General features: G+C 67.8%; 1 protein-coding gene. It reads left to right on the forward strand.

What is annotated here, in order from left to right; genetic code table 11:
• Positions 1-21: 21 nt before the first annotated feature.
• On the forward strand, positions 22-245 hold a 224-nt coding region (locus tag SB660_RS23015; protein WP_410584850.1), incomplete at its 3' end, for a hypothetical protein.

Below are 245 nucleotides of genomic sequence, written 5' to 3' on the forward strand. Positions count from 1 at the left end.
CGTTGACCAGGGAAAAGAGGAATGGAAAGAACCGCAGTCATCGCCGACGAACACCGCATCGTGGCCGAAGGCGTGGCCGTGCTGCTGGACGGGGGCGGTTGGAACGTGCAGGTCGAGGCCGACGCCGCCGCGCTGCTGCGCAGGGCGGGCGCGATGCAGGCGGACATCGTGGTGCTGGGTGTTTCCACCCAGGTCCATGAGGCGCTGACCTTCCTGCGCGCGGCACGGGCCATTGCGCTGGCATT

It is taken from the genome of Bacillus sp. SIMBA_005, from assembly GCF_046535585.1.
Classification (GTDB): domain Bacteria; phylum Bacillota; class Bacilli; order Bacillales; family Bacillaceae; genus Bacillus; species Bacillus pumilus.